Raw genomic sequence first — 13,627 nt, forward strand, 5'->3', positions numbered from 1 at the left:
CACAAAGAATATAATACAATGAAATACAATCTATCCTATATAGTAATAATGTTGGTGACCTCTGTCCTGTTCTTTACTGCTTGCAGTGATAAGTACATGGAAGATATGAACACCGACCCCTCGAAGGCTGCTTCTATTGACCCCAATGCCCAACTCACGACTGCGCAGTTGCAAACTTATGGTGACCTGGGTATGGTCGAGATCTATCGAAACTATCTCTATGCATTCAATCAACAGCTAATGGGATGTTGGAATACCACAAATTATGGAGGACGTCACACACAAGATAACAGTGAGATGAGCCGTATCTGGACATCGTTTTATCCAACGGCCATCAAGAACATCACGGATGCAGAGTACCGTACTGCTAACGACACCCTAAAAGTGAATATTAATTCAGCTTTGCGTATATACAGAGTCTATCTCATGTCTATTATCACGGACATTTATGGTGATGCACCTTACAGCGAAGCTGGCAAGGGTTTTCTCGAAGGAAAGTTCAATCCCCGTTATGACACGCAGGAAGAAATATACAACGATTTCTTCCTGGAGTTAAGTGCTGCTGTTGCCAACTTTGACGCCAGTAAAGACAAAATTACGGGCGATGTTATTTACAAAGGAGACATCGCAAAATGGAAGAAACTGGGTAATTCTCTTCGTCTGCGCTTTGCTATGCGAATTTCCGATGTAGCGCCACAAAAGGCTCAGAAGGAGTTTGAAAAAGCGCTGCAAGCCGATGGCGGAATCCTGGAGAATGCCAGCGACGACGCACTTATCAAGTACATGGATATTTCGTTCAGCTTTGGCCAGGAAGCTTATTCCGATTATCGGGGTAATGCCTTATCGCAGTTACTCTTCGGTAACGATCCTGCCAATAATCCCAGCTATCTTTGTTCTACCTTGTACAACCAACTTTATAACACGGGCGACCCCCGTACTTTCAGAATCGCTCGCTTCTATTACGATGGGCTCATGAGTGCCACAAGTCCCGACAATCGTATTGACTTAACTGACGAGATAATCGCCAAAGGCGTCCAAACGAATCCCCGCGATCCGGGAGCTTTCTCCTGGGAACCATGGCCTACCGGTTATGACAGCGATATATTGAAGGAACTTGCCAAGACCAATCCTTCAGTCAACCCCAGCGTAGCTCGCGAAACCGAGCCCAAACTGGCTAATAATTTTCTCAAAGGTGATAATCCCGGGGTCGTGATGACTTCGGCAGAAGTGAAATTTCTGTTAGCGGAAGCCAGATTAAAAGGATGGAATGTTGGGGATGCCTCTGTTAATGACCTATATATTCAAGGAGTACGGGCAGCTATGGATTTTCTGACCGATAATTATAATTGTGAGGTTGTATCCGACGACGAATTCAATACGTTCATCCCGAATATCAGCATAGGCTACACCGACGAACAGAAAAAGAAAGCGATTAATACACAAGCATGGATTCTCCATCTCACCAACCCGGCCGAGTGCTGGGCCAACGTTCGCCGCTCAGGCTATCCCGTGCTTAAATCTCCTGCTGATTACGGCTTCGGCCAGTTCCTCACCGGAGGTACTGAAATTCCGGTGCGCCTTTGCTATCCGGTACTCGAATCGTCATACAACAAAGCAAATTATGATGACGCATTGAACCGAATGGGTGGTAATGATAGCTGGCACACACGCGTATGGTGGAATAAATAATTACGGAATAAGAATAAAGAAGTAAATAGAAGAAATATGAAAACGATATATTTTATACTACTTGCTGTACTTGTTGCGAGTTTTACGTTCACAGCGTGCAACAACGAAGATCCGTTCTCAACAGCTACCGCCGGTGACTACCCGCGGATACTCGACCCCGTTTTCCCGGACCGCGTAAACGGAGAACTGCCTGTCATCGCCAATATAAACCGGGATGCCAACCTCACAATGGAACTGACAGTCACTCCGGCCGATTATACTACCATTTCATGGCAGATCGACGGAACGGAAGTACAAACCGGAACGACACTCGATATCAGTCTCAAGGCAGGTACATACAAGTTTAAAGTGACAGTTTCAACCGAAGCCGGTAAATCGACCTATCGCGAGGGTATTGTACAAATCAATCCGTTACCGGATGATCCATGGGCAACAGAAATAGGCTTCGAGCGTATCATTGCGCCGGGGATAAATGCACGTCTTTATGGCAACAATCTCAACAACGTGAAGAGCATTATCATTGATGGAATAACCATCACCAATGTCGTTTACGTCGATTCAGAAGATAATGCCTATATCGAGTATGAAGTTCCTGCCGACCTGGCCGAAGGTGAGCATCGTGTGGTACTGGTGGACAATGAAAATAACGCGTATGGTGGCAACATCGTCAAAGTCACCTACACGGCGCTTATCACTTCAGGAGCCGACCGAACCAATGCGAATAGAGAATGGGTAATGACCGGTATCAATCTCGACCAGATTGCTTCACTGACATTCGCAGGACAAACTATCACCGAATTCACACGCCAGTCGACCACGGAAATCGCCTTTATCTGTCCCAATTTGGAAGATGGGGAATACAAACTGACAGGTAGTACAAAAAGCGGAACAGACTTACAATTCTATCGTGATAAGAACGTCGTTACAGAACAAACAGTCACTGTTTCTTCAACTACAGTGCTCTGGCAAGGACACCATTACGTGTCGTGGGATCTTCCGGACGATAGTCCGAACAAAACTTTTAACTTGATTGGCAGCGATGTGTTTGCCACGTTAAAAGCCGGTGCTGTCCTGAGTATCCACTATTCAGTAGCCCCCGAAGACGATTATCATCAGTTACGGACCACTACCGGCTGGTGGAATGATTTACCAGGCACTTCTGTAATCGAATTCTCGGAAGACGGTGTAAAGGAAGTCCAGCTAACACAAGAGGTCCTAAATAAAATTCAGGATGAAAGCGGATTTCTTTGCGTAGGGCATGGCTATTATGTGGATATGGTAACCGTACAGTAATAAGCGCCAAGAAGACTTAATCATTGGATTATAACGCTGAAGAGAATACTACTTAGCATTAACTATTATGGCTGTCTGCATAATGTAGGCAGCCTCTCTTTCAATTGCGAAAGATCCTAAGATAGAGCAGTAGGAATCTGTCAAATTTGTTGTAGCTGACCTGAAAATAAACAAGGCACTTCCATCGCTGAAAGTGCCTTGTTTATTGTGGGCCCAGCTGGGCTTGAACCAGCGACCTAATGATTATGAGTCATCCGCTCTAACCAACTGAGCTATGGGCCCGGAAATTCGCTTAGAATTTCGGATTGCAATTTTACGGATTTGTCCCGTATTTCACAAGCATTTTGTATGTTTTTAGATTAACCCGATGGCTTTCGTTAAAAGGCTTGTGACATTCTCAACGTTCTGATTGAATACCTTCAGAATCTCTTCCCAGGAAACCGGAGCTTCATCGGTTTTCCAACTATCGTAATCGGTTGCCATGGCAACGGTAGCATAAGGAATTCCTAATTCGTTGGCCAGGATAGCTTCGGGTGCGGTCGACATGTTAATGATATCGGCGCCCCACATCTGAAACATCCGGGATTCAGCACGGGTTGAAAAACGAGGTCCCTCAATGGTTATCACCGTTCCTCCGTCGTGCGCTTTGATGTTGAGTTTTCCGGCACTTTGCAATAACCGGGCACGCAAACTTTCTTCAAACGGATCGGCCATGGGAGTGTGCTTCATTTTGCCGGGTTTGAATTTGTCGAAGAAGGTAACGGGTCGTCTGCGGGTAAAATCGATAAATTGATCGGGTACAATTAGCTCACCTCTTTTTATCTCTTCTCTCAAACTGCCACAGGCGGTGGTTGATAAAATGTGTGTACAGCCCAGTTCTTTGATGGCCCATATATTGGCCCGGTTATTCACCTGGGTGGGAGGGATGGTATGTTCGCGTCCGTGTCGCGATAAAATAACAACATCGACTCCGTTAATTTTCCCAGTGAGAAAATCTGAACTAGGTTCACCGTAAGGCGTTTCCACATCAATTCGTTTCGAGTCTTCCAAAATATCAGGATTTTCGAGTCCTGAACCACCAATTATGGCAATGTACTTCATCTGTTTGCTTCCGTTTTTTATTTCAGTTTCATAAAGTTATTCAAGAGTAAGGAGAATTCCACAAGCCTCGTCCAGTGATTTTCCAAATGTCAGAATTCCTTCCCGGTGACCTCCCATAATGAGTATACCTTTTTCCCGGTTACCCGGAATAGATAGAAGCCGGGCGATTTCTACGGCCATTTCAGGCGTTCCGTAGGCTATCGCTTCGTCGGTTGTGGGCAGCACGTTTTTCCATTTCTCCCATTGCTTTAAATCATGTATATGAACGACTGCATTTACGTCCGGCAAGGTTTGATAAACGATGGCATGCGATAGCGATTCGCTGGAAGCCTTGACTTGTCCGGTACACCAAACTTCATTGGTTTGTATTTTGAACGAATCGACCCGGGCATAATGCTCCGGACCGGTTTCCGGAAACTGTCCGGTGGCCGACCCTGTAACGATGAATTGGTTCTCCTTGTTTAGCCGAATGGAAATATTGCCGAATCCAATTCCGTCCGGATAGACGCCAATCAGTTGTTGCATATAGAGTTTGGTTCGCCAACGGTTCAGTTCTTCTATTGCCTTTGGAGGAAAATTTACTGTTTGCTGATTCCAGTGACAGTTGAACTTGATATATCCTTCTTCCTGTAACATTCAGTGACTATTTCTGAAATAAAGAAGATATGCTTTTGCGGTTGGCTTCGCAAATCCCCTTTTCGGTGATGAGGCCGGTGACCAGTCGGGCGGGTGTAACATCGAAGCCGTAATTGGCTACCGGACTACCTTCCGGCATAATACGTACGGTCTGTATTTCTCCTTCCGGTGAAATGCCCTCCATTTCGTTGACTTCGCTTGCTCCTCGTTGTTCGATGGGAATCTCCTGAACGCCGTCACTCAGGTTGAAATCGAATGTGCTGGAAGGCAAAGCCACGTAAAAAGGTATTTGATTGTCCTTTGCAGCCAGTGCTTTCAGGTAGGTTCCAATTTTATTGGCTACGTCGCCGGTGCCGGTCGTTCGGTCGCTGCCTACAATGCAAATGTCAACCATGCCGTGTTGCATGAGGTGGCCTCCCGTATTGTCGGGAATAACGGTATGTGGAACACCTTCCTGCCCCAGTTCCCAAGCGGTGAGCCGGGCTCCCTGGTTGCGCGGGCGGGTTTCGTCGACCCAAACATGTACCGGGATGCCTTTCAGGAAGGCTTTGTAGATAGGAGCGGTGGCCGTTCCCCAGTCGATGCAGGCCAGCCAGCCGGCATTGCAGTGGGTGAGAATATTGACGGGCGCACCATTTTTCTTTTTGCTAATCTCTTCGATGAGCTCGCAACCGTATTCGCCAATTTGCTCCGACCACGATATTTCACGGTTTTTCAGCTCATCTGCTTTGTTTAAAGCTTTCTTTACCGCCGTTTCCTTTTCTCTGCAATCGCTTAACGCGTCGACCATTTCGTCAATCAAAATGGCGAGATTGACAGCCGTCGGTCGGGCTGTTTTCAGAAACGCGACTTTCTCATCGAGGTATTCCCGCAAGGAAATCTTTTCATCGAAATGTAAAAGAGCTAGGTAAATTCCATAGGCACCCGTCACGCCAATGAGCGGTGCGCCGCGGACAGTCATATTGCGGATGGCTTCAAAGGCATCTTTTTCGTTTTTGAGTTGTATTGTCTCAAAGGAAAAGGGCAAACGACGTTGATCGATAACTTCGATTACGGTTGCATCTTTTTCGTTTACCCAAATGGTATGAGAATGCTGATTGTTGACTTTCACTGGTGCAGGTTTTGCTTTTTTAAAAGAATTTCTCCGGCTAAAAGTAAGAAGGCTTTGTGAAAGCACCTCGGAACTTCGTCATATTCCTGAAAAAGTGATTCTGCGAAAGCGAAAAAGCCCCGGAGAGCTCCGGAGCTTTTAGTTGGCTAACTGATATTTTGCGTTTACTGTGCAGGTTCGGGTTCCGGAATGCCTTCCGTTTCGTTCAGTACTGCCTGGTAGAGGCTTGCGAATGCTGCGTTAATCCAGATGATAGCAGGGATAACTCCAACAATCAACATGATTAGACCGGCAAGAAAGATGAAGAAAGAAACGATGGCCATCCAGAAAATCCGCCATCCGTGTCCGCGAGTCATTCGCCAACTTTCTTCTACGGCTGAAATCGGATCGAGGTGTTTGTCCATCACCAAGTACGATACAAACGCCAGACGGCAGGCAAAAATGATTCCCGGTAGGATAAGAGCTACAAATCCAAGCCCCACGATGGCAAAGGTTAAAAGATGGGCCAGGATGATGTTCAGATAGTTTTTAAATCCAACAAGAATGGTGTCCACTTCGATTTTTTTACCCCTAACTGCCTGGATAAACATCAAGTCTGCCGCATATGTAATAATCGGAAGAAACAGGAAATAGTAGGCCAGCCCAAAAATACTCGCAAGAAAAATAGCCCATCCCATGTTTCCGTCGTGTTGCATTATTTTCATTGGAAAGTCCAAAATGGACAAGACCATTACCACCAGGAACAGGTGGAGAAAATAGGTCTTCATGACCTCCCATCCGAAGCCAAAGGCTTTTCCGGATCCGGGTTTCAGTTGTTTGTAATCAATGGCTTTCATGGCGTATGTTTTTTCGTTTATTTGACAGATGATTATAATGATGTAAAACTATGCATCCCTTTATTTACAGGCTAACTACCAAAGTAGTGTTTTGCCGTTTTCGTTACTTTAATGTGCATTTTTCTACCAGGATGGAGACCACCTGTGGTGAGGAGTGATGCTGTACCTCGTGCGATTGTTTTTGCTGAGGTGCGGCGACCAGAATCGTTAACGCGACAGCCACGAGTATAAATATGAGGTGATTCATGACCCAATCTTTTCCTTCGGTTAATATTCTGTTTACCTGGTTTCCCGATTTTGTATTCGTTCTTGTTTTCATGGCCCAATCGTTTTTGATTGAATTTCTAATCCAAAATTACTACGGGGTGGAGCCGGATTTTAGCGACGGAAGTAGTGTTCGAACTTTTTCCTACTTTGGTAGGTAGCGACACTACTTTAGTAGGGCAACTATTATTTAACGCGTTACGATAAAATTGTGTATTTTTATGTTATGCTAATTTATGTGCTGCTCGTCATATTTGCATTTAGCTCAGCCCTCACTGCCGGAGGTGTGATGTTGTCGCGACGGTTGCGAAATCGTTTTGAGACAGGATTTCTCACATCGGTCCAGTACTTCCAGATATTTACGTATGCCTTTGGTTTCTATGGGTTATGGGGGAGTGTTCTGCTACGCGTGTTTATCTCGTCGTTTGTGCAAACGGATTTGACAGAGCGGATAACCGGGATTATGACCTTCATCGGAATCCCATTTTTGATTGCGTCGTGGTACATGTTGGTGCGGGCGTCGGTCGAAATGTCGGGGCGTTCCACACGCCGATCATTTATTCTGTTTTTCCTGCTGTTTAATCTGGTGGGTCTGGCGATTTTAGGGGGAGCGATTTACCGTTATCCCGAAATGGAGGTCAGGATACTACTAAAGTATTACTACATTTCCTTCAATTCACTCTTCTTTTTGCTGGCTGCCATCCTGATTTTGATGGATGGGAAGAAGCAAAGTCTGAATTTCTCCGACCGCTTATGGGTGGCAGTAGGATTTGTGATTGTTGCCGTTGTTCAGGGTATTTTTCTGGAGTTCTACCGTGAAAACCACTACATCGGTGCCGTGTTTATCCTGTTCTATTTCCTTGGGAATGCTTTTTTACCCATTTTCCTTACCTATTTCGCCGATTTATCGATGATGGAATCGGAAGGAAGCGGCCAGGGAAATATGTCTTTTAAATCTTTCTGCCGGAAATACGAAATTTCTCCGCGCGAAGCGGAAATAATCCTGGAAATCTGCAAAGGGCTGACGAACCAGAATATTGCCGACAAGCTGTTTATTAGCCTGCAAACTGTGAAAGATCACACGCATCGCATCTACCTCAAGACGTTTGTGAAAAACCGCACGCAGCTGGCGAATCTCATCAAAGAGAAAACAGATCTCTAGCTTTGGGGGTTAAATACAACCTCGTTTAACAGCTCGTTATTTTCCAAGAAAGCCAGGATATTTCCCATCGTGGTTCCCGCAATGTTAAACATAGCCTCGCGGGTGAAGAAAGCCTGGTGCGACGTGATGATAACATTGTTGAAGGTGAGTAAACGGGCCAGCGTATCGTCGAACAACACGCGGTCTGAAAGGTCTTCGAAGAAATATTCGCTCTCTTCCTCGTATACATCCAAACCGGCTGAACCAACCTGTCCCGATTTCAAACCATCAATCAGATCAGAAGTTTTGATCAACTTCCCACGTCCGGTGTTGATGATCATCACGCCCGGTTTCATCATGTCGATGGCGTCCTTGTCAATCAGCCATTTGGTTGCCCGCGTCAGCGGACAGTTGAGCGAGATAATGTCTGACATTTGCATCAGCGAGTCCAGGTCGACGTAGCGGAATCCTTCCTTTTTCGCGTATTCCTTATCAGGAAACGGGTCGTAGGCGAGCACTTCCATATCGAAGCCACGCAGGATTTTCACCAGTGCTCTCCCGATTTTTCCAGTCCCAATGACCCCGGCGGTTTTTCCCTGCATGGTAAATCCCATCAGGCCGTTGAGGGTGAAGTTGGAATCGCGGGTACGGAAATAGGCGCGGTGAATTTTCCGGTTCAGCGTCATCATCAGCGCGACGGTGTGCTCGGCAATGGCGTTGGGTGAATAAGCCGGGACACGCACAATCGGAATCTTCCCTTTGGCGTATTTCAAATCGACGTTGTTGAAGCCCGAGCAACGTAGGGCAATCAGCTTTACGCCGAATCCTGTCAACTGGTCAATCACTTCTTTTGAAATAATGTCGTTGACAAACACAACGACCACATCGGCATCTTTTGCCAAAATGCAGTTGTCGGGGGTAATGTGGTACTGGAAGTACTTTATTTTGTAGCCGTATTCGCTGTTCAGTTGATCGAATACTTCCTTGTCGTAGGGTTTCGTATCGAAAAGGGCGATCAGTGGCTGTTTCTTCTCTTCGGTCATGACATGGCTTTATGGTTACGAAATGTGTTTGTTAAACAGCTTATGGTAAGTAAAGGTTCGTTTCGCCTTTATGGTTCAACAGAACCTTGACAGACGAATATGAAACCGGGTTGTCTTTCATGAAACTTTTATGAGGGAAACTGGAATCCGTTTGGCGTCCTAAAATTCGGGATGAAGGAAACTGGAATCTGTTTGGTGTCATAAAATTCTGGCGGAACCTCATCTGATATCCCCGATGTTGGCAACTACTGGCGCTTGCTCATTCAGAGTCTGGATACCTATTGGATGTGATGCGGTATTTACACCCGATTTTCTTACCTTGAAAATTGCCCGATGAAGGGAAAACTTTGAAAATTTACGGACTTATGTCGATAGCACTTCAACCCATAGGAACCATTTTCACTCCTTTTAGAAGCAAAGAAGGAATGCCCATTCAGTCGCGTTTAGCGAAAGGGATTAAGGGGCGGATTGAATTGAAAGAGAAATTTGTTCCCGGCTTGCTCGATTTGGACGGTTTTTCCCACATTTTCCTTGTGTATTACTTTCATGAATCGAACGGTTTCGAGTTGCAGGTAAAGCCGTTTCTGGACGATAACAAGCATGGTGTTTTTGCTACAAGAGCTCCGAAGAGGCCGAATGCCATCGGCATGTCAGTCGTTAAGCTGCTGCATGTTGATAAGAATATTCTGGAAGTGGAAAATGTGGACATGCTGGATGGCACTCCGCTACTGGATATTAAGCCATACATCCCGCAGTTTGATGATCATCAGGTAGAAAGATGGGGCTGGGTCGAGGATAAGGAGAACCGGATGAAGGATATTCAATCGGATGACCGGTTTGATAAGTAATTATGAATATTGCCAGAGAGCGAATACATAATTATTCACCCCTGGCAATACTAAATCTATTTCTTTGGGACTGTTCTGAATTTGTCGTATCGGGAACTGTCGTTCGATACTAAGGCCCGATAATCAAATTCAAGATTTCCAACGATATTCGATGGTTGAAGTCGCTATCTCCTGGAATTTATCGGTAATTGTCCATCAATACTGGCTTTGCCTCCGCCAGCTATCAGCACGATGATTGCCAGTCCGAATAGCAGAATAAAGTATTCCAGACCCTCGGTCTTGTTGGCTTGTCCGTACCAGTTCATAAAAAAGCCGGCATGGATATGGACACTTAGTACAACTCCTATAAAGTTTGCTATGATTCCAAAGGCTGCTACTCTTGTCAGGAATCCAAAGAAAACAAACAGCGAACCCAAAAATTCGATGATGATGACCAATAGGCCAATTACATAAGGCAAACCAATTGTACCTGTTAAAAAACCCATGGTTCCTTCAAAACCACCTCCTCCGAACCAGCCCAATAGTTTTTGTGCTCCATGCGGGAAAATCACGATAGCCAGGGCCAACCTGGCGATCAGTGCCAGAACGTTTGAAGTGTCGGTAATAAGCAGATTTTTTAATTTCATTGTCTATAGTTTAAATGATACCTGGATTTCAAAAACACTACCATTAAGGTCACTGGGGAATTTCAACGAGTCTTCTACTTTCGTTGAACGTGAATATTTTAGTAACGTCTCCCATAGAAGAGAATAAATAGAATACTGAGACTTTTTTTGGGGTGTATACGCTTATGCCTCTGGTAAGTTCCATTAGAGTTATTTTCAGCAAGCGCTACTGCGATTCAGAATACAATAAATTGGCAAAAGGAAAGGCTGCCTCTGAAAAGAAGCAGCCTTTGTTTTATGTTGAAATAATATCCCGTTATCAATATGTATCGGCAAGTGTCTGGATTTTTAGCTTATCAGCCAGGTTCGTAACACTTTTTCCGTTGGTATAACATTCGATGGTTACCTTCTCGTTCGGCAGCAAATCGAAGTAGTTGTCGGTAAAGAACAGGTCGGCATCGGTGTCTGCGCTCAGATAAACATTTTTGGCCAGCTTATCGGTCGAAAGCGTGATGCTGTAACCATTGGGCAACTCAAACAGTTCCGCTTTGACGTGTGCTTTCGGCAGGGGCAAATATTTGATGTCGTGGAAATATAAATTATTTGTTGAAAGCGTTTTGCCGTTTTCTGAAACTGTGCAAACCAACAACGAATGGTGCGTGTCGATGGGCTTCAAAACATTGTCTCTCCGGAAATCGACATACGATTCGGAAGCGTTGGGTTTGATAGTAGTTTCGACATCTTTTTGCCACAAAACATTTCCATCGAAATCGACAATTTGTAAGTGAATCTGCCCTTCGAAAGCTTTCAACCGGTCGCTCACTACATACACTTTGATGAACTTTCTCGTTTCGATGGGCGAAATAAGCACCGGAGAAAATGCCTTTTTTGCGAAATACTGCAGTGCTTTCCAGCGTTGGTAGTAATCGGTACTCGACCATGATGCTACCGGCCAGCAATCGTTGAGCTGCCAGTAAAGCGATCCCATCACATAAGGCATGGCCCGGCGGTGTGCTTCCATGGCCTCTTTCACACCTTCTGCCTGCAATACCTGGCCGACATACAGGAACGACTCAAAATCTTTCGGTTTCTTGTAGTGACGATCCATGTACTCCACAATGGTTCCGTTGCCAATGGAAGAGCGCTGATGCGATTTCATCACATCGGAATAGATGTTGAAATCCTTTGGTTCGGCGTATTGTTTAACCGTTTTCAGTTCCGGGAAACTCTGGAAGCCGTATTCACTCATAAAACGGGCCAGGTGTGTATCGTAGCTGCTAAATGGTTCTTTTCCCCACCAAACGCCCCAGTAATGATCGTCGCCACTCACCAGGTCAGGAACAACTCCGGGACCCGATGATGGGCTTGAGCTCCAGTAGGAACGTGATGGATCGTATTCCTTTACAACCGACGGCAGAATATCATGGAAAATGGAGGTGTATGATTTCCAAATCGAGTCGGCATTTGCCTTGCTTTTTGCTTCTTCCTTCTGTTGCCAGCCCCACTGTTTCCAGGCAACCAAACATTCGTTATTTCCACACCATAAAGCGATGGACGGATGGTTACGCAATCGCTTCACGTTGTCGATAGCTTCCTGTTTTACATTGTCCAGGAAAGCCTTGTCGCCCGGGTACATGGCACAGGCAAACATGAAATCCTGCCAAACCAGAATACCAGCTTCATCACAAAGATTGTAGAAGATGTTGTTCTCGTAAATACCGCCGCCCCAAACACGCAGCATGTTGAAGTTCGATTCTTTAGCCGTTTCAATGACCTTCTTATAATTGGCATCGGTTACCCTTGACGGGAAAATATCGTTAGGAATATAATTCGCACCCTTCATAAAGACAGGCACGCCATTCAATTCGAAGTAGAAGGTGCGGCCTTTATCGTCTTTCTTACGAACCAATTTGAGTGTCCGGATACCGATGCGTACTGAACGGGTAGCTGTAGTCACATCGTTTTTTACCTCACCGTTGATGGTATACATATTCTGCGGGCCGAGCCCGTTAGTCCACCAGAGTTTGGGATTTTGGATGGAGAATTTAACCGGATAGGTTTGGGTTCCCTTTTGCAGGTTGACATTGGCCGTTGCCAGAACCTTACCATCATTGCTGACGGTCAGTTGTGCCGGACCATTTTTCTCTGCATCGATTTCGAACACGGCGGTCATTTCTGCCTGTGCTTTGGAAACGCTGTCCTGAACAATGTGCAGATCTGCAATCCTGTCCGAATCCCAGGCTTTCAGGTACACCGGACGCCAAATACCGCTGGAAACCAATCGGGGGCCCCAGTCCCAGCCAAAATCGTATCCCGCTTTACGGGTGTAAACCGAAACTTTTTTGTCGCCGGGAACTTTTCCCATTTCTGCCAGGTCGTTGTCCGAAACAGGAATGACGTAACCGTTGGCGTCGTATTTTTTGATGCCTTCTTTAATTGGTGAACGGAAGACAATGCGCAGATTGTTCTGCCCTTTTTTCACTGCGTCCTTCACATCGACCTGCCACTCGCGGAACATATTGTCGGCCGAAAGTACTTGTTCATCATTGACAAATACGTCGGCATAAGTATCTAAACCTTTAAAGTCGAGTGCAATCCTGTCATGACGCATCATGGAGGGTGTTACCTGGAAAGTCGTTTTGTATTCCCAGTTAACTTTATCAATCCACTGCACATCATGCTCGTTTAACCGATAGAACGGATCTTCTATTTTTCCGTTTTTCATCAGGTCGGTATGGACACAACCTGGTACATTTGCCGGCAACCAATCATTTTTATCAGCTTGACTGAACTGCCAGCCGTCTTTTAGTTCCACTTTAATGGCCTGGTGAGATGCACTGTTGCAGCCCATCAGCGCTATAAGTCCCATCAATGCCAATGCTTTAAGTTTGTTCATGTACTTCTGTTTGGTAATTGGTTCTTCGTTTTACATGTTGCCATTACTGAAAATGGTCAGCCAGATCTTCTATTCCCAATAACGGTTAGTTGTTCGGAGTTATTATGTATAATTAAGCTTTCATATTGCGAGCAGCCCCAAGATATAAATTATGTTTTAACATG

Annotated in this window: 12 protein-coding genes and 1 tRNA gene; 4 read left to right on the forward strand and 9 right to left on the reverse strand. The window is 45.4% G+C overall.

All coding sequences use genetic code 11. The annotated features are described in order from the left end of the window. The first annotated feature begins 18 nt into the window (after positions 1-18). On the forward strand, positions 19-1,689 hold the full coding sequence (locus GJU87_RS18880; protein WP_153640897.1) for a SusD/RagB family nutrient-binding outer membrane lipoprotein: 1,671 nt from the start codon (positions 19-21) through the stop codon (positions 1,687-1,689). Between the two features lie 36 nt (positions 1,690-1,725). Then, positions 1,726-2,982 carry a hypothetical protein gene (locus tag GJU87_RS18885; RefSeq protein ID WP_153640898.1) on the forward strand — a complete coding sequence of 419 codons (1,257 nt, stop codon included), beginning with the start codon at positions 1,726-1,728 and terminating at the stop codon, positions 2,980-2,982. 208 nt (positions 2,983-3,190) lie between these two features. On the opposite strand, the gene GJU87_RS18890 is transcribed toward GJU87_RS18885, so the two are convergent. The 6 genes from GJU87_RS18890 to GJU87_RS18915 form a co-directional block, all read right to left on the reverse strand. After that, a tRNA-Ile gene (locus GJU87_RS18890) sits at positions 3,191-3,264 on the reverse strand. A gap of 72 nt (positions 3,265-3,336) precedes the next feature. Further along, positions 3,337-4,083, reverse strand: coding sequence for an S-methyl-5'-thioadenosine phosphorylase (gene mtnP, locus GJU87_RS18895; protein ID WP_153640899.1), 747 nt, complete (start codon positions 4,081-4,083; stop codon positions 3,337-3,339). Between the two features lie 36 nt (positions 4,084-4,119). Continuing rightward, a complete protein-coding gene (locus GJU87_RS18900) occupies positions 4,120-4,719 on the reverse strand; it encodes a class II aldolase/adducin family protein (RefSeq protein WP_153640900.1) in 600 nt (199 codons plus the stop codon). A 7-nt stretch (positions 4,720-4,726) separates the two neighbouring features. Next, positions 4,727-5,830 carry an S-methyl-5-thioribose-1-phosphate isomerase gene (gene mtnA, locus GJU87_RS18905; protein WP_153640901.1) on the reverse strand — a complete coding sequence of 368 codons (1,104 nt, stop codon included), beginning with the start codon at positions 5,828-5,830 and terminating at the stop codon, positions 4,727-4,729. 164 nt (positions 5,831-5,994) lie between these two features. After that, positions 5,995-6,666, reverse strand: a complete 672-nt coding sequence (locus GJU87_RS18910; RefSeq protein ID WP_153640902.1) for a hypothetical protein — start codon at positions 6,664-6,666, stop codon at positions 5,995-5,997. 103 nt (positions 6,667-6,769) lie between these two features. Continuing rightward, positions 6,770-6,985, reverse strand: coding sequence for a hypothetical protein (locus GJU87_RS18915; RefSeq protein WP_153640903.1), 216 nt, complete (start codon positions 6,983-6,985; stop codon positions 6,770-6,772). A gap of 171 nt (positions 6,986-7,156) precedes the next feature. Between GJU87_RS18915 and GJU87_RS18920 the strand changes: the two genes are divergently transcribed. Beyond that, the gene (locus GJU87_RS18920; RefSeq protein WP_153640904.1) at positions 7,157-8,092 is read left to right on the forward strand and encodes a LuxR C-terminal-related transcriptional regulator; all 936 of its coding nucleotides are present in this window, start codon (positions 7,157-7,159) and stop codon (positions 8,090-8,092) included. On the opposite strand, the gene GJU87_RS18925 is transcribed toward GJU87_RS18920, so the two are convergent. Beyond that, positions 8,089-9,114 (reverse strand): 2-hydroxyacid dehydrogenase, encoded by a 1,026-nt coding sequence (locus GJU87_RS18925; protein WP_153640905.1) that lies wholly within the window; start codon positions 9,112-9,114, stop codon positions 8,089-8,091. The genes GJU87_RS18920 and GJU87_RS18925 overlap by 4 nt on opposite strands. 365 nt (positions 9,115-9,479) lie before the next feature. Between GJU87_RS18925 and tsaA the strand changes: the two genes are divergently transcribed. Further along, entirely contained in the window at positions 9,480-9,962 is a 483-nt protein-coding gene (gene tsaA, locus GJU87_RS18930) for a tRNA (N6-threonylcarbamoyladenosine(37)-N6)-methyltransferase TrmO (protein WP_153640906.1), read from the forward strand. Between the two features lie 164 nt (positions 9,963-10,126). Here the strand turns inward: tsaA and GJU87_RS18935 are convergent, their stop codons facing one another. Beyond that, positions 10,127-10,588 (reverse strand): DoxX family protein, encoded by a 462-nt coding sequence (locus tag GJU87_RS18935; protein ID WP_153640907.1) that lies wholly within the window; start codon positions 10,586-10,588, stop codon positions 10,127-10,129. A gap of 298 nt (positions 10,589-10,886) precedes the next feature. Next, positions 10,887-13,463 carry a glycoside hydrolase family 2 protein gene (locus GJU87_RS18940; protein ID WP_228492054.1) on the reverse strand — a complete coding sequence of 859 codons (2,577 nt, stop codon included), beginning with the start codon at positions 13,461-13,463 and terminating at the stop codon, positions 10,887-10,889. Positions 13,464-13,627: the final 164 nt, after the last annotated feature.

Source organism: Prolixibacter sp. NT017, assembly GCF_009617875.1.
GTDB lineage: Bacteria > Bacteroidota > Bacteroidia > Bacteroidales > Prolixibacteraceae > Prolixibacter.

Bases quoted from the DNA above. Each gene is read 5' to 3' on its own strand.
- GJU87_RS18880 (WP_153640897.1), top strand. From the start codon at position 19: ATGAAATACAATCTATCCTATATAGTAATAATGTTGGTGACCTCTGTC.
- GJU87_RS18885 (WP_153640898.1), top strand. From the start codon at position 1,726: ATGAAAACGATATATTTTATACTACTTGCTGTACTTGTTGCGAGTTTT.
- mtnP (WP_153640899.1), bottom strand. From the start codon at position 4,083: ATGAAGTACATTGCCATAATTGGTGGTTCAGGACTCGAAAATCCTGAT.
- GJU87_RS18900 (WP_153640900.1), bottom strand. From the start codon at position 4,719: ATGTTACAGGAAGAAGGATATATCAAGTTCAACTGTCACTGGAATCAG.
- GJU87_RS18910 (WP_153640902.1), bottom strand. From the start codon at position 6,666: ATGAAAGCCATTGATTACAAACAACTGAAACCCGGATCCGGAAAAGCC.
- GJU87_RS18915 (WP_153640903.1), bottom strand. From the start codon at position 6,985: ATGAAAACAAGAACGAATACAAAATCGGGAAACCAGGTAAACAGAATA.
- GJU87_RS18920 (WP_153640904.1), top strand. From the start codon at position 7,157: ATGCTAATTTATGTGCTGCTCGTCATATTTGCATTTAGCTCAGCCCTC.
- GJU87_RS18925 (WP_153640905.1), bottom strand. From the start codon at position 9,114: ATGACCGAAGAGAAGAAACAGCCACTGATCGCCCTTTTCGATACGAAA.
- tsaA (WP_153640906.1), top strand. From the start codon at position 9,480: ATGTCGATAGCACTTCAACCCATAGGAACCATTTTCACTCCTTTTAGA.
- GJU87_RS18935 (WP_153640907.1), bottom strand. From the start codon at position 10,588: ATGAAATTAAAAAATCTGCTTATTACCGACACTTCAAACGTTCTGGCA.
- GJU87_RS18940 (WP_228492054.1), bottom strand. From the start codon at position 13,463: ATGAACAAACTTAAAGCATTGGCATTGATGGGACTTATAGCGCTGATG.